At 73.3% G+C, this 17,865-nt stretch carries 14 protein-coding genes; 11 read left to right on the forward strand and 3 right to left on the reverse strand.

Annotated features, from left to right (window positions below):
- Positions 1 to 66 precede the first annotated feature (66 nt).
- The 3 genes from JT721_RS03110 to JT721_RS03120 are packed head-to-tail and all read left to right on the forward strand — an operon-like array spanning position 67 to position 2,068.
- The gene (locus tag JT721_RS03110) at positions 67 to 1,407 is read left to right on the forward strand and encodes a PspC domain-containing protein (RefSeq protein WP_205471434.1); all 1,341 of its coding nucleotides are present in this window, start codon (positions 67 to 69) and stop codon (positions 1,405 to 1,407) included.
- Entirely contained in the window at positions 1,404 to 1,757 is a 354-nt protein-coding gene (locus JT721_RS03115) for a hypothetical protein (RefSeq protein WP_205471435.1), read from the forward strand. The genes JT721_RS03110 and JT721_RS03115 overlap by 4 nt, the downstream gene beginning before the upstream one ends.
- Positions 1,754 to 2,068, forward strand: coding sequence for a PspC domain-containing protein (locus JT721_RS03120; protein ID WP_205471436.1), 315 nt, complete (start codon positions 1,754 to 1,756; stop codon positions 2,066 to 2,068). Before JT721_RS03115 ends, JT721_RS03120 begins: the two co-directional genes overlap by 4 nt.
- Here the strand turns inward: JT721_RS03120 and JT721_RS03125 are convergent.
- Positions 2,065 to 3,108, reverse strand: coding sequence for a glycerophosphodiester phosphodiesterase family protein (locus JT721_RS03125; RefSeq protein ID WP_307827862.1), 1,044 nt, complete (start codon positions 3,106 to 3,108; stop codon positions 2,065 to 2,067). The two genes, JT721_RS03120 and JT721_RS03125, sit on opposite strands and share 4 nt — an antisense overlap.
- Positions 3,109 to 3,190: 82 nt before the next feature.
- Here JT721_RS03125 and JT721_RS03130 point away from each other — a divergent pair, with 82 nt between their 5' ends.
- Both JT721_RS03130 and JT721_RS03135 read left to right on the forward strand, forming a co-directional pair.
- Positions 3,191 to 3,739 carry a YbaK/EbsC family protein gene (locus JT721_RS03130; RefSeq protein ID WP_307827863.1) on the forward strand — a complete coding sequence of 183 codons (549 nt, stop codon included), beginning with the start codon at positions 3,191 to 3,193 and terminating at the stop codon, positions 3,737 to 3,739.
- Positions 3,732 to 4,664 (forward strand): hypothetical protein, encoded by a 933-nt coding sequence (locus JT721_RS03135; protein WP_205471439.1) that lies wholly within the window; start codon positions 3,732 to 3,734, stop codon positions 4,662 to 4,664. Before JT721_RS03130 ends, JT721_RS03135 begins: the two co-directional genes overlap by 8 nt.
- Before the next feature lie 119 nt (positions 4,665 to 4,783).
- Here JT721_RS03135 and JT721_RS03140 read toward each other — a convergent pair whose 3' ends face one another.
- Entirely contained in the window at positions 4,784 to 6,004 is a 1,221-nt protein-coding gene (locus tag JT721_RS03140; protein WP_205471440.1) for an HNH endonuclease signature motif containing protein, read from the reverse strand.
- 824 nt (positions 6,005 to 6,828) lie between these two features.
- Between JT721_RS03140 and JT721_RS03145 the strand changes: the two genes are divergently transcribed.
- Together JT721_RS03145 and JT721_RS03150 are read left to right on the forward strand one after the other, a co-directional pair.
- Positions 6,829 to 8,550 (forward strand): ABC transporter ATP-binding protein, encoded by a 1,722-nt coding sequence (locus tag JT721_RS03145; RefSeq protein WP_205471441.1) that lies wholly within the window; start codon positions 6,829 to 6,831, stop codon positions 8,548 to 8,550.
- Complete coding sequence (locus JT721_RS03150; RefSeq protein ID WP_205471442.1) at positions 8,547 to 10,289, forward strand: ABC transporter ATP-binding protein; 1,743 nt, start codon at positions 8,547 to 8,549, stop codon at positions 10,287 to 10,289. The genes JT721_RS03145 and JT721_RS03150 overlap by 4 nt, the downstream gene beginning before the upstream one ends.
- 21 nt (positions 10,290 to 10,310) lie before the next feature.
- Here JT721_RS03150 and npdG read toward each other — a convergent pair whose 3' ends face one another.
- Positions 10,311 to 10,988: an NADPH-dependent F420 reductase gene (gene npdG, locus JT721_RS03155; RefSeq protein ID WP_205471443.1), complete on the reverse strand. Its 678-nt coding sequence runs from the start codon at positions 10,986 to 10,988 to the stop codon at positions 10,311 to 10,313.
- Positions 10,989 to 11,139: 151 nt separating this feature from the next.
- On the opposite strand from npdG, the gene JT721_RS03160 reads away from it, so the two are divergent.
- From JT721_RS03160 to JT721_RS03175, 4 genes are all read left to right on the forward strand, one after another.
- Positions 11,140 to 13,221: an acyltransferase family protein gene (locus JT721_RS03160; RefSeq protein ID WP_205471444.1), complete on the forward strand. Its 2,082-nt coding sequence runs from the start codon at positions 11,140 to 11,142 to the stop codon at positions 13,219 to 13,221.
- 131 nt (positions 13,222 to 13,352) lie between these two features.
- Entirely contained in the window at positions 13,353 to 14,387 is a 1,035-nt protein-coding gene (locus tag JT721_RS03165; protein ID WP_205471445.1) for an LLM class F420-dependent oxidoreductase, read from the forward strand.
- Between the two features lie 85 nt (positions 14,388 to 14,472).
- Positions 14,473 to 15,621, forward strand: a complete 1,149-nt coding sequence (locus tag JT721_RS03170; protein ID WP_205471446.1) for an acyl-CoA dehydrogenase family protein — start codon at positions 14,473 to 14,475, stop codon at positions 15,619 to 15,621.
- Between the two features lie 64 nt (positions 15,622 to 15,685).
- The gene (locus tag JT721_RS03175; protein WP_205471447.1) at positions 15,686 to 17,584 is read left to right on the forward strand and encodes a long-chain fatty acid--CoA ligase; all 1,899 of its coding nucleotides are present in this window, start codon (positions 15,686 to 15,688) and stop codon (positions 17,582 to 17,584) included.
- The last annotated feature ends 281 nt before the right edge of the window (positions 17,585 to 17,865 follow it).

Genomic DNA, 17,865 nt, shown 5'->3' on the forward strand with positions numbered 1-17,865 from the left:
CCGGCTCCCCGGGATCAGGGGCGTCCCCGATGGTGCGCGATCCCGCGAGCGACCAGTCTGGTGGACATGAACACCACACCCGAGGCCCCCGGTGCCGGGCCCGAGCAGAGCCACCAGCACCCCACGCCTCCGCCCGGCCCGGACTCCGGACCTCGCGCCACCCGCGAGGAGGTCCGTGACCTCGGCCGCCTCCGCCGCAGCCGCGCCGACCGCAAGGTCGCGGGCGTCGCGGGCGGCCTCGGCCGCCACCTCGACATCGACCCCGTCGTGGTGCGGGTCGCCCTCGTCGTCCTCACCTTCTTCGGCGGCGCGGGCCTGATCATCTACGGCGCCTGCTGGCTGCTCGTGCCCGAGGAGGGGGCCGAGCGGGCCCCGTTGGGCCTCGACGAGCGCAACCGCACGATCGCGCTGGCCGTGATCGGCGGCATCGCGGTGCTGGCCCTCCTCGGCGACTCGGTCGGGCAGTTCGACTTCCCCTGGCCGCTCGCGGTGATCGGGGTGGTCGCGCTCGTCGTGCTCACCCAGCTCGACCGCCGCAGCGAGTCGTGGGGCTTCGCGCCGGCCGACCCGACGGCGCCGCCGGCACCGCCGGCCACCGCTGGGTCCGGCGGCACCACCACGGCACCACCCACCGCGCCGATGGCGCCGGCGCCCCCGGCCGCGTGGGGCCGGCCCCCCGCTCCGCCCCGTGAGCCCCGCAACCCGCGCAAGCGCGGCCCGGTGCTGTTCTGGTTCACCCTCGCCCTGTCCGCGGTCGCGGTCGGCCTGCTCGCCACCCTCGACCTGGCCGGCGTCGACGTCGCCGACTCGGCGTACCCCGCCCTGGTGCTGGGGGTCGTGGGCCTGATGCTGCTGGTCGGCTCCGTGTGGGGCCGCCCCGGCGGCCTGATCTTCGTGGGGCTCGTCGCGGCCCTGGCGACCGCCGCCACCACCGCCGCCGGCGAGTGGGACGGCACCACCATGCACCTCCGCCCGGCCACGGCGGCCGACGTCCGCTCCAGCTACGACATCGGCGGCGGTGAGATCCGGCTCGACCTCGGCGACGTCGCCGACCTCGAGGCGCTCGACGGCCGGCTGATCCGGCTCCGGGCCGATGTCGGCCACGTGGAGGTGATCGTGCCCGAGGCGCTCTCGGTCGTCGTCCGCAGCCGGGTGGACGCGATCGGCGGGTCACTGATCTTCGACGAGGAGCACGGCGGTTTCGACATCCGCGAGGAGGGTCGCCACGACGGTGGCCCCGGCGCTCCCGAGCTGACCATCGAGGCCCGGGTCGGCGTCGGCGAGGTCGAGGTGCACACCGTCTCCAGCCTCGACGACGAGGACCGGCCCACCCCCGACCGTGCTCCCCCGGCACCGGTCGCCCCGCCGGCGGCCCGCTCCGTCGCGACCGAGGAGGTCACCCGATGAACGACACCACCGCACCCGCCGACGCCCCCACCTCCGGGTGGCACCCCGTCAACGTCGGCGCCCTGGTCATGGGCCTCGCCTTCGTCGCGCTGGTCGGCGTCTGGGCCCTGGTCGAGGGCGACGTCGTCGACGACGGCGACGTCCGCTGGCTGCTGCCGGTGCCGTGGGTGCTCGCCGGCGCGGTCGGCCTGGCCGTGACCGCGTTCCACAGCACCCGGCGCCGGTCCGGGTCCCCCGAGCCGGTCGCACCTCCCGAGCCGATCGAGCCCATCGCGCCCACCGAGCCCACCGAGCCCATCCACGAGCAGACCACCGAGCCCACCGACGCCACTCCCGAGGAGGAGCGATGACCACCCCGAACCCCCAGCCCCCGTACCAGCCCTACCAGCCGCCCACGGGTCCGCAGATGCCGCGGCGGCTGGTCCGCCGCACCGACGACCGGGTGTTCGGCGGCATCTGCTCCGGGATCGCCGAGTACGTCGGCATGGACGTCACCCTGGTCCGCCTGCTGACCGTGGTGCTGGCCGTCGTCGGGTTCGGCAGCGTGGTGCTGGCCTACCTCGTCGGCTGGGTGCTGATCCCGTCGGTCGACAAGGTGTGGGCCCGGGCCGTGGCCCAGCACCAGGCTGCCGGCCCGGCTGCAGGCGGCCCGGTCGGCTAGACCGCGAGCGCGGCGTCGAGCAGCCAGTCCTCGCGCGCGCTGAGCGCCAGGTCGGGGTGGTCGCTGAAGACACCGTCCACCCCCGCCTCCAGGAACGCCCGGGCCTCGGCCCGGGCGTCGCCGTGCGCACCGGGGGCCGCGCCGTTGCGCAGCTCGGCGGGCAGGTGGCGGTTCTCGGCGCGCAGCGTCCAGACGAGCACCCGGAGCCCGGCCAGGTGGGCGTCGTCGACCAGCGTCGTGGTGTCCGCGGTGCGGCCGGTGGCGGGATCGCGCGGGCGCACCAGGTCGCGGTGCACGCCCACGAGGTCGGCGTAGCCCGCGACCATCCGCAGCCCGCGCGCGCTGGCGAGGTCGGCGTGCGTCGTGGGGTCACCGGTCGCCACGCAGTCGGCGGGCGCGCCCACCGAGTCGATCAGCTGCACCAGGGGCAGGGCGGTGTGCACCCGCAGCGACCGCAGCGCCGCGGTCTCGAAGCTCTGCACCACCGCCCCGGAGCCGGGCCGGTCGAGCCCGTGGTCGCGCAGCGCGGCGAGCACCGCCTCCTCGAGCGGGAGCCCGAGCCCGGCGAAGTACGACGGCGTCTTCAGCTCGACGTGCACGCCCACCGGGCGGCCGCGGCGCCGTCCCTCCTCGGCGACGAGCAGCAGGAGCTCGTCGAAGGTGGCCACCGGCCACCGGCCGTCGTAGCGACGGTTGCCGGGGCGCAGGTCGGGCAGCCGCTCCACGCAGCGCAGCGTCTTGAGCTCGGCGAGGGTGAGGTCCTCGGTGAACCAGCCGGTCACCTCGCGCCCCGCGACCACCTTGGTGGTGCGGCGGTCGGCGAGCTCGGGGTGCAGGGCGACGTCGGTCGTGGCGCTGATCTCGTTCTCGTGGCGCACCACCAGCACGCCGTCGCGCGTGACGACGAGGTCGGGCTCGACGGCGTCGACGCCGAGCGCGAGCGCGAGGCGGTAGGAGGCCAGGGTGTGCTCGGGCCGGTAGCCCGGGGCGCCCCGGTGGCCGATGACGATCGGGGCGGGAGGCCGCGCCAGCGTGGTCACCCCTCGAGTGGAGCCCCACGAGGTGACGGCGCGACCGCCTCGACGTGAACCGCACGCGACGGGCATGGGTCAGGATGGGGCCGTGAGCCTCCCGTCCCTCGGCACCCTGACCTCGGTGCCCGCGCTCGACCACCCCGGGTTGCTCGCGCCGCCCGTGGCCGCCGCGCTGGCCAGGTGGGCGGGCGCGGCCGAGGTGGCGGTGGTCGAGATCGACCCCATGGTCGCCGACACCGCCGCGATGGCCGAGGCCTACGACCTCGGCATGGACACCGGCGCCAACTGCGTCGTCGTCGGCGGCCGGCGCGACGGCGCGGAGCGGATCGCGGCGTGCGTGGTGCGGGCCGACACCCGCGCCGACGTCAACAACCTCGTCAAGCGCACCCTCGAGGTGCGCAAGGCGTCGTTCCTGCAGGTGGAGCGGGCGGTCGAGGAGTCGGGCATGGAGTACGGCGGCATCACGCCGGTCGGCCTGCCGGAGGGCTGGCGGCTGCTGGTCGACGCCCGGGTGGTGGCGATGCCGGTCGCCGTGATCGGCTCCGGCACCCGCCGGTCGAAGCTGCTGCTGCCGGGCCGGCTGGTCGGCGAGCTGCCGGGGGCCGAGGTGGTCGACGGGCTGGCCGTCGGTGCCTAGGCGGCGGACCCACCCGCTCCCCCTGCTGCTCGCCGGGGCGCTGCTGCTGGCCGGCTGCGGAGGCGGGGACGACGACCCGGCCGCCGGGGCGGACGCCGACGCCACCGCGCCCCCGACCGTGCGCACCCTGAGCCCGCTCCCCCGCCCCGAGGACCCCCCACCCACGGGCCGCCAGCTCGCCGACATGCGCCAGTCGTCGATCGACGCCTCGCTGGGCCGGATGCAGGTGTGGATCGACAACGACACCACCGCTCCGGTGACCCCCAGCCGGATCGTCTACCGCGACCCACACTTCCGGCGGCCGATCGACGCCGAGCGGCTGCGCACCAACCCGGCCGGCTCCGAGCGCGGCTTCCCGGTCCCGCTCCCGGCCCGGCCTCGCTGCGACGGCACGGCCCGGCCGGAGAGCGGCGTCGTCGAGATCACCCACGGCGGCCGCACCGAGCGGGTGCGGGTCACCGACCCCACCGACGTGGTGGGCCGCTACACGCGCTCGCGCTGCCAGGAGCTCGCCCTCGCCCGGGTGGCCGACGTCGGCTGGCTCGACGAGGTGACCGACGACGGCTCCGGCGCCGGCGCGGTCGGCACCCTGACGCTCCTCGTCCGCCCCACCGGCGGCGCGGAGGGCCACGACCTCGTCATCGACCGGGTCAGCGGCTCCCACCTGCTGGGCTCGGCCGAGGGACCAGGAGCCTGGGCGCCGGGCCGCCGGATCACCGGCACCGACCCCGTCCGGATCGACCTGCCCCTCAAGCCGGCGCGCTGCGACGACCACGCGTTCCTCGAGGGCGGCAACGCCACGGCGTTCCGCCTGCACTTCACCCTCGACGGCCGTCCCGGCGAGATCCTGCTCCGGATGACCCCGGCGGGCGGCGGCAACGCGGTCGCCTTCGCCCGTCGTTCGTGCGGGCTCGACGCTGGTTGAGGAAGGACGAAGTCCTGTCTCGTCACCCGGGTGAGACGCGCGCCCTCCGTTAGGAACGGGAGGGTTGTCGTCCTCCGGGGTTTCGAGACAGTTGCTAGCGCAACTTCCTCAACCAGCGATCAGTTGCGCCTGTGGAACTGGACTTTCCCGCTCGACAGGTAGGTCGTGTTGTACATCGGGTCGTGTGCCCTGTGGTGGTGCGACGGGCAGAGCAGGACGCCGTCCTTGAGGTCGGTCTTGCCGCCGTCGGTCCAGCGGGTCTTGTGGTGGGCCTCGCAGGTCGACGCGGGTCGGTCGCAGCCCTCGCTGCGGCAGGTCTTCTGCTGGAGACCGAGCGCGATCCGCTGACCGGTCGAGAAGAGACGTCGGGTGCGGCCGAGGTCGAGGACCTGCGACTGCCCGTCGAAGACCGCGGGGATGAGTCCGGCTTCGCAGGCGAGGCGTCGTGCGGCGCCGGGGCTGATCCGGGTGCCGGTGTCGAGCTCGCACGCCGCCAGGCGTCCTTCGAGCACGGCCAGGGGGATGGTCACGACGACGGTGGCGTTGACCCCTCCGCGCTGGGGCAGGCTGTCTGCGGGGTAACGGAGGATGTAGTCGCAGAACGCCTGGCCCAGCGACTGCGCGGTCACCTTCCCGTGGGTGAGCGCCGCGTGGGCGAACAACGCCTTCTTCAAAGCTTCGGCGTGCATGGTCGGGATGACGAACCTGCCGTGGGTCCGGCCCTCGCCGTCGTCGAGCATGGTGAGCTTGCAGGCCTTCTCGGCCTCCCGCTCCTCGCGAGCCAGCGCCTCGGCTTCTGCTGCTTCCCCGACCTCGGGGCAGACGATGTCGAGGATCCGGTTGCCGAAGATCGTGAGGTCCCTGGCGTCGTGGTGCCGGGCCAGCTCGACCAGCTTGGCCTGCGCCTGCTCGCGGACCGCGGCGTCGACGTCGTCGGGGAGCTTGTCGATCGCGCGGGCGATGACCTCGGCCTGCTCCAGCAGCAGGTCACCGCGGGCCAGCGCCTGCGCGACGATCGGCATGGTGTCGAGCTGCTCGGCCAGCCGCATCGTCCTGGCGGTCTCGCGGCGGGTGGCGTGGGTGGCGACGGCGAGCCACGCTGCGGTCGAGGTGGCACCGGATGCGGCCTCGACCTTCTGGGTCTGGGCGTGCTTGGCGACCCTCAGCTTCAGCGCCGCCACCTGGGACTCGAGCTTGGCGATCTCGGTCAGGGTCTCGGCTGTCTCGGGTGCCTGCATGCTCCACAGCGGCAGCTCGCCTACGTCGTCCAGCGTGGCGCGCACCTCGCCGACGGCCCGCGAGATGCGGTGCCGTCCGTGGGGTGTGGCCTTCGCTGTCATGCCTCTACCCAAGCACCGACCACCGACAGTCCCCGGCCGGTTTTCGCGTTGTCCACAACGGGGATTCGACGTTGTGACCCGATCGTTACCTGGGTCGCCGGTGGTTGAGGAAGTCGCGCTAGCGACTGTCTCGAAACCCCCGCCTGCCGAACACCCTCCGTCCCCAACGGATGCGGACTCGGGTATCGCCGAGCCGTCGTTAATTAACGACGGCTCGGCGAAACCTGGGCTGCCCGCAGGTGGTTGCGGGAGGGCGTTCGTCTCGCCGGGTTTCGAGACAGGCGTTGCACGCCTTCCTCAACCAGCGGTGGGTACGAGCGCCCGCGCACTGCTGGCGGCGCGAGCTTGCGAGTGCCGGCAGTGCGCCGTACAAGCAGGCCGACCGAGGCTCGCGGTCAAGGACGCCGAAGGCGCCGCAGGGAATCCTTGACGGCGAGCGTCGGCCTGCTAGCCGCGCGGGCGCCCCGAGTCAGCACCGGAGCAGCCCGAGTCCCGGAGGGCATCCGGCTCACCGGGTAACGAGTGAAGGACTTCGTCCTTCCTCAACCAGCGGTGGCCCCGTTGGTTGAGGAAGTCGCGCTAGCGACTGTCTCGAAACCCCCGCCGGCCGAACGCCCTCCCTTCCCCACCGGATGCGGACGCGGATATCGCCGACCCGGCGTCAATCAACGACGGCTCGGCGAAACCTGGGCCGCCCGAGGTGGTTGCGGGAGGGCGTTCGGCTCACCGGGTAACGAGTGAAGGACTTCGTCCTTCCTCAACCAGCGCACGCCGCGGGGTAATTCGCTGGCGAAGCATCGGCGCCGCGACCTAGCGTGGGGTCGGTGCGCCGCCTGCCCCTCGACCACCCCGGCACCGCCGACCACCGGTCGGCGGGGCGGTTGCTGTGGTGGCTCGCGCGGGGGCAGTGGCCGACGCTGGTGATGGGGATGTGCTTCGGCATCGTCTGGATGAGCTCGCAGGCGGTGATGCCGGCGGTGATCGGCCTGGCCATCGACCACGGGGTCGCCGACCGCGACGGCGGGGCGCTGCTCCGGCTGGCCGGACTGCTGCTGCTGGTCGGCCTGGTGCAGGCGGCCAGCGGGATCATGCGGCACCGGTTCGCGGTCACCAACTGGCTGGTCGCGGCCTTCCGCGTCGTCCAGCTCGCGGGCCGGCAGACGGTGCGGCTGGGCGGCAGCCTGCGCCGGCGTACCTCGACCGGTGAGGTGGTCGCGATCGGCAGCAGCGACCTGTCCCACATCGGGCAGGTCATGGACGTCACCGCCCGGTTCGCCGGTGCGGTGGTGAGCTTCGTGCTCGTGGCAGTGATCCTGCTCCAGACCTCGGTGACCCTCGGCTTGGTGGTGCTGCTCGGGGTGCCGCTGCTGATGGGCCTGATCGCGCCCGTGCTGCGGCCGCTCGACCGGCGCAGCCGCCACCAGCGGCACCTGATGGGCGGGCTCGCCAACACCGCGAGCGACATCGTCAGCGGGCTGCGGGTGCTGCGTGGCGTCGGCGGCGAGAGGGTCTTCCTCGACCGCTACCGCCGGGAGTCGCAGGCCGCGCGCCGGGCCGGCGTGGAGGTCGCCCGGCTGCAGTCGGTGCTCGACGCGCTGCAGGTGTTCCTGCCCGGCGTGTTCGTGGTGGTCGTGGTCTGGCTCGGCGCCCGCTCGGCGGTCGCCGGCCAGATCTCCACCGGCGAGCTGGTGGCGTTCTACGGCTACTCCGCGTTCCTGATGATCCCGCTGCGCACCGCCACCGAGTACGCCAACAAGCTGATCAAGGGGCGGGTGTCGGCGGCCCGGGTGTGCCGCTTCCTCGCCCTCGACCCCGACCACGCCGAGACCACGGTACCGCTGGCCGGACCACCGGCCGGGGGCGACCTCCGCGACGCCCGCAGCGGCCTCCACGTGCGCGGCGGCCGGCTGGTCGCGGTCGTCTCCGACCAGCCCGACGACGCGGCGGCGCTGGCCGACCGGCTGGGGCTGTGCGCGGCCGAGGTGGACGACGACGTCACCCTGGGCGGGGTCCCCCTGGCCCGGCTGGCGCGCGAGGAGGTACGCCGCCGGGTGGTGGTCTCCGACACCGGCTCGGCGCTCTTCTCGGGCCGGCTCGGCGACGTCCTCGACGTGACCGGCCGCGGCGACCTCGACCGCGCGCTCGACGTCGCCGCGGCCGCCGACGTGCTCGACGCGGTGCCGGGCGGTCTCGACGGGGTGGTGGCCGAGCGCGGCCGGACCTTCTCCGGCGGCCAACGCCAGCGGCTGGTGCTGGCGCGCGTGCTCGCGCTCGACCCCGAGGTGCTCGTGCTGGTCGAGCCGACGTCGGCGGTCGACGCCCACACCGAGGCCCGGATCGCCTCCCGGCTGCGGGCCGCGCGCGCCGGCCGCACCACCGTGGTCACGACCGGCAGCCCGCTGGTGCTCGACGTCGTCGACGAGGTCGCCTGGCTGCGCGGCGACCGGGTGGTCGCCCAGGGGCGGCACGTCGACCTGATGGAGGGCGAGCCCGACTACCGCGCCCTCGTCACCCGCGAGTCCGAGCCCGCGGAGGCCGGCCGATGACCGCGCTGCCGGTGGCCGACGGCCGGGCGGTACGCCGCTACGCGGCCCGGCTCGCGCGCCGCCACCCCCGCCAGCTCTGGGGCGCGGTGGCCCTGCACCTGCTGGCCGCCCTGGCCGCCCTGGCCGCACCGCGGCTCCTCGGCAGCCTGGTCGAGTCGGTCGAGCACGGCACCACCACCCGCCACGTCGACACGATCGTCCTGCTGCTGGGCGGGTTCCTGCTCGCCCAGACCCTGCTGACCCGCTGGGCGCGACTGCTCAGCCAGGTGCTCGGAGAGCAGGTGCTGGCCGCACTGCGCGAGGACTTCGTCGACCACGCGCTGGCCCTCCCCGTGGGCGTGGTCGAGTCGGCCGGCTCCGGCGACCTGCTCACCCGCACCAACAACGACGTCGACCGGCTGGGCTGGTCGGTGCGGTTCGCGGTGCCCGAGTGGACGATCGCCGTGATCACCGCGGTCGTCACCTTCGCCGCCGCGGTCAGCGTGGGCTGGTGGGTCGCGCTGCCGTGCCTGCTCGGCCTGCCCCCGCTGGTGATCGGGCTGCGGTGGTACCTCGCACGCGCCAAGGACGGCTACCTGCGCGAGAGCGCGTCGTACTCCGCCATCAACGCGACGCTCACCGAGACCGTGGAGGGTGCGCGCACGGTCGAGGCGCTGGGGCTGCGCGAGGCGCGGGTGCGGGCCCTCGACGACGACATCCGCGAGTCCTACGAGGCCGAGCGCTACACGCTGCGCCTGCGCACCGTGTTCTTCCCGAGCATGGAGCTCTCCTACCTGGTGCCGACCGTGGCCACCCTGCTGTTCGGTGGCTGGCTCTACACGCAGGGCTCGGTGTCCCTCGGCGAGGTCACGGCTGCGGTGCTCTACGTGCAGATGCTCATCGACCCGGTCGACCGGATCGTCAGCATCCTCGACGAGCTCCAGATGGGCGCGGCCTCGCTGGCCCGGCTGCTCGGCGTCGCCGACGTGCCCGACGACCGCGAGGTGACCGGCCGCCGCCCCGACGGCGAGCGGCTCACCGCCCACGACGTCCGGTTCTCCTACGTCGACGGGCGCGACGTGCTGCACGGGGTCGACCTCGACGTAGGCGTCGGGGAGCGGATCGCGGTGGTCGGCCCGTCGGGAGCCGGCAAGTCGACGCTCGGACGGCTGCTGGCCGGGATCCACCCGCCGCGCACCGGGGAGGTGACCGTCGGCGGGGTCGGGCTGGTCGAGCTCCCCCTCGACGAGCTGCGCGGCCACGTCGCGCTGGTGACCCAGGAGCACCACGTCTTCGTCGGCACCCTGCGCGACAACCTCGCCCTGGCCGCGCCCGCCGGCGCCACCGACGACGACGTCCGGGCGGCGCTCGCGGCCGTCGACGCGCTGCCCTGGGTCGACGCGCTGCCCGACGGCCTCGACACGGTGGTCGGCTCCGGCGGCCGGGCGCTCACGGCAGCGCAGGCCCAGCAGGTCGCGGTGGCGCGCCTGGTGCTGGCCGACCCCCACACGCTGGTGCTCGACGAGGCGACGTCGCTCATCGACCCCCGCGCCGCGCGCCACCTCGAGCGCTCGCTGGCGGCGGTGCTCGAGGGTCGCACCGTGGTCGCGATCGCGCACCGGCTGTTCTCGGCCCACGACGCCGACCGGGTGGCGGTCGTCGAGGACGGCCGGGTCAGCGAGCTCGGCACGCACGACGAGCTGGTCGCCGCGGGCGGCTCCTATGCCGCGCTGTGGGAGAGCTGGAACGGCGGTCGCTGAGCCGCTCCCCCGCCGACGGCGTCAGTGGGCGTCGAGCCCGCTGATCCGCACCCCGGAGTGGACCTTGTACTTGCGGTTGATCGAGATCAGCACGGCGGTGAACGGCTCGAGCTGGCGCGCCAGGCGGAGCTTGCCGGCGTCGATGCCGGGCCGGCCGGTCACCGCGGCCGCGAGCTCGATGGCGACCTCCTTGGCCTCCACGACGTCGCCCACGACCAGCACGTCCTCGTCGAGGTACTCCTCGTCGCCCCACAGGCCGACGGCCGAGACGTTGTGGAAGGCGCCGACCACGGTCGCCTCGGGAGCGATCGCCTGGGCCGACTCGGCCGCCGAGCCCTCGCCGCCGTTGATCACCAGGCCGTGCGCGCCGCGCTTGTCGAAGGCCAGCGGGTTGACGCAGGAGATGACGGTCTTGCCGGCCAGCGGCAGGGTCGCGACCAGCTCGTCGTGACCGTCCCACGGCACCGCGAGCAGCACCACGTCGGCGGCGGCGACGGCATCGGCGTTGGCGGCTCCGGTCACCCGACCGGCGCCCTCGACCCCGCTCAGCCGCTCGCCGACCTCGTCGGCGACGGGCAGCGCGCGCTCCTCCGAGCGGGAGCCGAGGACCACGGTGTGGCCGTGCCGGGCGAACCGGTAGCCCAGGCCCTTGCCCTGGGGGCCGGTACCGCCGATGACCGCGATGGTGTGGCTCGTCACGTGGGGCTCCTGCGCTCGGTCCCGGGGAGAGGTCTCGGCGCCGGGAGGGGGTCGACTCCCGCGGATGATGCCACCTGGTGCGCGCAATCGCCGCTGGGGGGTGCCAGAATCGATATCCTGCCCAGGGGCGAGAGAGGAATCATTGCCGGCCGTGGCACGCGAGATCCGAGGGGACATCCAGGGGCTGCGAGCCGTCGCGGTCCTGGTCGTCATCGGCTCCCACGCCGGCATCGCCGCCCTCCCGGGCGGGTTCGTCGGCGTCGACGTGTTCTTCGTCGTCTCGGGCTACCTCATCTCGCTGCTGCTCTACCGCGAGCTCCAGGCCGGCGGCCGGATCTCGGTGGGCTCGTTCTGGGCCCGGCGGGCGCGGCGGATCCTGCCGGCCGCGACCGTCGTCACCCTCGCCACCGTCGCGGTCTCGGTGCTGTGGCTGAGCCTCCTCGACGCCCGCCAGGTCGTGGTCGACGCGCTGTGGGCCGGCGCGTTCGCCGCCAACGTCCACTTCGCCCAGCAGGGCGTCTACTACTTCGCCCAGGACACGGGCCCCTCGCCGCTCCAGCACTACTGGTCGCTGGCGGTGGAGGAGCAGTTCTACCTCGTCTGGCCGCTGCTGCTCCTGGTCTGCGTGGGGGTCACCCGCGTGCTGGGGGGCACGCGCGAGCAGCGGCTGCCGCGCGGCCCGGTGTTCATGGTGCTGCTCACCGTCACCGGACTCTCGCTGGCCTGGTCGATACAGCAGACCGGGGCCGAGCCCACCGCGGCGTACTTCTCCACGCTGACCCGGGCCTGGGAGCTCGGCGTCGGCGCGATGGTCGCCCTGGTGCCATCGCGGGTCAGCGCCCGGCTCACCCGGCGCGCCGTCACCTCGATGGGGCTGCTCGGGCTCGCGGCGATCGCGGCGTCGTGCGCGGTGCTCACCGCCGACACCGCCTTCCCGGGCTACGCCGCGCTGCTGCCGGTCACCGGCACCGCCCTGCTGCTGCTCGCCGGCGCCTCCGGCACGACGTCGCTGGTGGGCCGGGCACTGTCGGTGCGTCCCCTGCGCCTGGTGGGTGACTGGTCCTACTCGCTCTACCTGTGGCACTGGCCGGTGCTGGTGCTGGCCGAGGCCCGCCTCGGCCGCGGGCTCGGCGGCTGGGAGGCAGCCGCCGCGGTGGCCGTCACCTTCGCGCTCTCGGCGCTGACCTTCCGCTTCGTCGAGACGCCGTTCCGCAGCGGCCGGGTCTCGGTGCGGCTGCGCGCCCGGCGTGCGCTCGTGCTCTACCCCACCAGCCTCGCCATGGTCGCGGCCACCGCGTGGGGCGCCTGGACCTGGACGGCCTGGCAGGGCGGCGAGCGGGGCGACAACCCCGCGATCACCGTCAGCGGCACCGGCCACGACGACACCGTCGAGCTGGTGCGCGCCTCGGTGGCCGCCGCCCGCGAGCGGATGGCGGTGCCGAGCGACCTCGACCCGAACCTGATGCGGCTGCGCGACTCCATCGCCGACGTCGGCGGCTGCGACTACGCCGAGAACGTGCGCCGGCTCTGCCAGCGGGGCGAGGACGGCGGCGACCGCACCCTGGTGCTGATCGGCGACTCCCACGCCCGGGCCTGGATCCCGGCGTTCGACAAGATCACCCGGGCCGGCAACTGGCAGGCCTTCTACCTCGTCAAGCCGCAGTGCACCGCGGCCCACATCACCGTCGCCACCGCCGACGGCTCGCAGCCGTTCACCGACTGCACCGACTTCCAGGAGTGGGTGGTCGAGCAGGTGGAGGCCCTCGACCCCGACCTGGTCGTGGTGGCCTCGTCGCCCCCGGTCAACGGCGTCTACGACGGCGACACCCGGGTCAACAGCATCGAGCGGGTCGTGCCGGTGCTTCGGGCCGGCTACGACGAGCTGTTCATCGAGCTGGAGCAGGCGGCTCGCGAGGTCGTGCTGATGCGCGACGTGCCGAAGTCCGACGACGACCCGGCCACCTGCCTGACCACCGGCGAGCCCGACCTCTACGACTGCATGTTCCGACCCGTCGAGCGCTCGCAGATCCTCGGCGACGTCGCGGTGCAGTCGGCCCGGCTCGCCGGCACCCGGGTGGTCGACCCGACGCCGTGGCTGTGCTGGCAGGGCGAGTGCCCGGTGGTGATCGGCGGCACCCTGTCCTACCGCGACACCGACCACATCACCACCGAGTACGCCGCCAGCCTGTGGCTCGCGCTCGGCGACGAGCTGGGCATGATCCCGACCACCTGACCGCGCCTCCCAGCCGAAGTCTCCAGCCGGCGTCCCCAGCCGGCGTCCCCAGCCGGCGTCCCCAGGCGGCGTCCCCGGCCGGCGTCCACGGCCGTCGCGCGCGCGACTGTGACACTGTTACTGTCACGGTCATGAAGCTCTCGATGATGCTGATGTACGACGGCAACCCGCGCCAGGCGGCCGACCAGGTCACCGACCTCGAGCGGGCCGGGCTCGACCTGGTCTGGGTGGCCGAGGCCTACGGGTTCGACTCCCCCACGCTGATGGGCTACCTCGCCGCGAAGACCGAGACCATCGAGATCGGCGCCGGCATCCTCAACGTCTACTCCCGCACGCCCGGGGCGCTGCTGCAGACCGCGGCCGGCCTCGACAACGTCTCCGCCGGCCGTGCGGTCATCGGGCTGGGCGCCTCCGGTCCGCAGGTGATCGAGGGCTTCCACGGGCTGCCGTACGACAAGCCGCTGGGCCGCACCCGCGAGGTCATCGACATCATCCGGCGCGGTCTTCGGCGCGAGCCGCTCACCAACGACGGCATCGTGAAGCTGCCGCTGCCCGAGGGGCAGGGCCTGGGGCTCGGCAAGCCGCTGAAGCTGCTCACCAAGCCGGAGCGGCCGTCGGTGCCGCTGTGGGTGGCCGCGCTGGGCGACAAGAACGTGCGGATGACCGCCGAGGTCGCCGACGGCTGGATGCCGCACCTGTTCTACCCCGAGAAGGCGCAGGAGGTGTGGGGCGAGGCGCTGGCCGCCGGCGCCGCGAAGCGCTCCACCGAGCTCGGGCCGCTCCAGGTCACCGCCGGGGGCATGGTCGCGATCGGCGAGGGCCCGGAGGTCAAGGCGATGCTCGACTTCGCCCGCCCGGTCTACGCCCTCTACGTCGGCGGCATGGGCGCGCGCGGCAAGAACTTCTACAACGACCTCGCCTGCCAGTACGGCTACGAGAAGGAGGCCGCCGAGATCCAGGACCTCTACCTCTCGGGCAAGAAGCGCGAGGCCGAGGCGCTGGTGCCCGAGGAGTGGCTGGAGGCGGGCAACCTCGTGGGTCCGCGGTCGTACGTCGAGGAGCGGGTCGCGGCGTTCCGCGAGGCCGGCGTGACCCACCTGAACGTGATGCCCGCGAGCGAGGACCCGGCGGCGACCGTGCGCGAGCTCAAGGAGATCGTCTCCTGACCTTGAAACCGTGACAGTTCCGGTGTCACAGTAGGTCCAGCGCTTTCTGACAGCGCATCCTTCCCGAATCTGCCAGGAGACCGCGATGCCCGAGACCCCCTCCATCTACGAGCAGGAGCACGAGGACTTCCGCAGCACCGTCCGCGCCTTCCTGGAGAAGGAGGTCGTCCCCCACCACGACCAGTGGGAGAAGGACGGTCAGGTCAGCCGCGAGGTCTGGACCAAGGCGGGCGAGACCGGGCTGCTCTGCTTCGACGTCGAGGAGCAGTACGGCGGCGCGGGGATCAAGGACTTCCGCTACAACGCGATCGTCAGCGAGGAGATCTCCAAGGTCGGGGCCAGCGGGCTGGGCTTCCCCGTGCACAGCGACATCATCGTGCCCTACATCAGCGAGCTCGGGACGCCGGAGCAGAAGCAGCGGTGGCTGCCGGGGCTCGTGAGCGGCGAGCTGATCTCCTCGATCGCCATGACCGAGCCGGGCGCGGGCTCCGACCTCCAGGGCATCCGCACCAGCGCCGTCGACAAGGGCGACCACTACGTCCTCAACGGCTCGAAGACCTTCATCAGCAACGGCATCCTCAGCGACGTCGTGATCGTGGTGGCGCGCACCGACCCCGAGGCCGGGCACCAGGGCATCAGCCTGCTGGTCGTCGAGCGCGGGATGGCCGGCTTCGAGCGCGGCCGCAACCTCGACAAGGTCGGCCTCAAGGCCCAGGACACCGCCGAGCTCTTCTTCGACAACGTCGAGGTGCCCAAGGAGAACCTGCTGGGCGAGGAGGGCTCCGGCTTCGTCTCGCTGATGCTGAACCTGCCGCAGGAGCGGGTCTCGATCGCGGCGATCGCCGTCGCCGCCGTCGAGCGGGTGCTCGAGCTCTCGCTCGACTACGCCAAGACCCGCCAGGCGTTCGGCAAGCCGATCGGCGCCTTCCAGAACACCCGGTTCGCCCTGGCCGAGATGGCCACCGAGGCCTACATCGCGCGCTTGTTCGTCAACGACTGCATCCTCAAGCTCAACGAGGGACAGGTCGACACCGCGCTGGCCTCGATGGCGAAGTGGTGGACCACCGAGCTGCAGAAGAAGGTCACCGACATGGGCCTGCAGATCCACGGCGGGTACGGCTACATGACGGAGTACCCGATCGCGAAGGCGTTCACCGACGGTCGGATCCAGACCATCTACGGCGGCACCACCGAGATCCAGAAGGAGATCATCGGCCGCTTCCTCGGCGTCTGAGCCTTGTGTGACGGGGGTCACCCCGCCAGACTTTGCCCATCCTGGCGCCGAGAGGGAGCGACCCATGACCACGACGACGAACCCCACCAGCAGCAGCACCACCAGCCAGGAGGCCGACGTCCTGGCCGAGCGGGCCCGGATCCAGGCTCAGGTCGAGGGGCGCACGCTCATCGACATGCTCGCCGACACCGCGCGCGACAAGGCCGACCAGCCGGCGTACTCCGACCGGCACCACCCGGCCGAGGGCGAGTCGTGGCGGACGCTGACCTGGGCCGAGACCCGCGAGCGGGCGCTCGACGTCGCCGCGGCGCTGGTGGAGCGCGGGGTCGCCCCCGACGACACGGTCGCGATCATGGCCAGCAACCGGGTGGAGCACTACGTCGCCGACATCGGCGCCGTGCACGCCGATGCCACCCCGATGTCGATCTACAACACGCTGTCGGCCACCCAGGTGGCCTACGTCGCCGGCGAGGCGCGGCCCAGCGCGGTGGTGCTCGAGAACGCCGACCACCTGGCCCGCTGGAGCAAGGCGCTCGAGGAGGTCGACAGCATCCGCACGGTGGTCGTGATCGAGGCGGCCGACGTGCCCGAGGGCGGGACGTACCTGTCGTGGGACGGCCTGGTCGCGCTCGGAGCCGCAGCGCGGGAGCGGCTGGCCGGCGAGCTCGAGACCCGGGCGCGCGCGGTCACCCCGCACACGCCGGCGACGATCCTCTACACCTCCGGCACCACCGGCAACCCCAAGGGGGTGGTGCTCACCCACCACAACGTGCTCTACGAGGCGATCAGCACCCTCGAGGCCGCGGGCCTCCACGAGCCGCAGGTGGCGGTCAGCTACCTGCCGCTGGCCCACATCGCCGAGCGGGTGCTGGGCCTCTACGGCCCCCAGATCCAGGGCAGCCACATGCACGCGATCGGCGACCCCGCCGAGCTGCTCGGGGCGCTGGGGGAGGTCCACCCCACGGCGTTCTTCGGCGTGCCGCGGGTCTGGGAGAAGATCAAGACCGGCATCTCCGCCCGACTCGCCGCCGACCCCGACCCCGACAACGTGAAGATGGTCCAGGACGCCATGGCCGCGGGCCTCGCCTGGGTGGAGGCGCAGGAGGTCGGCGGCACCATGACGCCGGAGATCGAGCAGGCCTACCAGGAGGCCGAGGAGAAGATCCTCGGCTTCCTCAAGCTGCTCCTCGGCCTCGACCAGGTCACCTGGGCCGGCTCGGCCGCGGCGCCGATGCCGCTCGAGGTCGCGAAGTTCATGGCCGGCCTCGGGCTCAAGGTCTACGACGTCTACGGCATGACCGAGACCTGCGGCGCGATCACCGCCAACGGCCCGGGCGGCTTCAAGCTCGGCACCGTGGGCCGCGCCACGCCCGGCATGGAGGTCAAGCTCGGCGACGACGGCGAGGTGCTGGTGCGCGGCCCCGTCGTGACGCCCGGCTACCACCGCCAGGAGGCGGCCACCCGCGCCCTCATCGAGGAGGACGGCTGGCTGCACACCGGCGACATCGGCACGCTCGACGACGACGGCTTCTTCGCGATCGTCGATCGCAAGAAGGAGCTGATCATCACCAGCGCCGGCAAGAACATCGCGCCGTCGAACATCGAGAACTACCTCAAGGAGTCGCCGATCGTCGGCCACGCGATGGCGATCGGCGACGGCCGCCCCTACGTCGTCGCCGTGCTCACGCTCGACGCCGAGATCGCCCCGCTGGTCGCGGAGAAGATGGGCATCACCTTCGCCGACCTCGCCGACCTCGCCGCCAAGCCGGAGATCATGGCGATGGCCCAGGACGCCGTCGACAAGGCCAACGAGCGCCTCTCCCGCCCCGAGCAGGTCAAGGCATTCGAGCTGCTCCCGGTCGAGTGGACCGCCGAGTCCGACGAGCTCACCCCGACCCTCAAGCTCAAGCGCCGCGTCGTGAACACCAAGTACGCCGATGTGGTGGACCGCCTCTACGGCTGAGCCGGTCGCCGCCGGGCGGCGGTGAGCCAGCCTCCGTCTCCGCGTCACGAACGGCGGCCTACTCACCCCTGCCCGCGCCGCACCCCGGGTCGCGGTGAGCCAGCCTCCGTTCTCACGTCGCGAAAGGGGGCTCAGTCACCGCTGCCTGGGCGTCACCGCTGCCTGGGCGCGCCCCCGGGCGGCGGTGAGCCAGCCTCCGTCTCCGCGTCACGAACGGCGGCCCACTCACCCCTGCCCGCGCCGCACCCTGACCAGTCCACCCACCGAACTCATGTAAGTCC

The organism is Nocardioides sp. SYSU D00038 (assembly GCF_016924665.1).
Lineage (GTDB): Bacteria > Actinomycetota > Actinomycetes > Propionibacteriales > Nocardioidaceae > Nocardioides.